This window comes from Paraburkholderia sp. BR14374, from assembly GCF_040948685.1.
Taxonomy (GTDB): Bacteria; Pseudomonadota; Gammaproteobacteria; order Burkholderiales; family Burkholderiaceae; genus Paraburkholderia; species Paraburkholderia youngii.
Genome location: NZ_JBFPKF010000153.1, coordinates 1 through 300, shown reverse-complemented (window position 1 = coordinate 300; position 300 = coordinate 1). Strand labels below are relative to the sequence as shown.

Annotated in this window: 1 protein-coding gene; it reads left to right on the top strand. The window is 65.7% G+C overall.

The genetic code is table 11. From position 1 onward, the window contains the following. Positions 1-300 (top strand): electron transfer flavoprotein subunit alpha/FixB family protein (locus tag AB3X86_RS38450; RefSeq protein ID WP_368599918.1); only part of this gene is annotated, 300 nt, incomplete at both ends.

Sequence of the window (300 nt, the reverse complement as noted above, 5' to 3'; positions counted from 1 at the left end):
AAAAGATCGAAGCCGCAGCCGACGCAGGCATCTCGCAATTCGTGAGCCGCGAAGTGACGAAGCTCGATCGTCCGGAACTGACGAGCGCGAAGATCATCGTGTCGGGCGGCCGGGGTCTGGGCAATGGTGAGAACTACACGAAGGTGCTGGAACCGCTGGCCGACAAGCTCGGGGCGGCGCTGGGCGCATCGCGCGCAGCCGTCGACGCGGGCTTCGTGCCGAACGACTATCAGGTCGGCCAGACCGGCAAGATCGTCGCGCCGCAACTGTACGTCGCGGTCGGCATCTCGGGTGCGATCC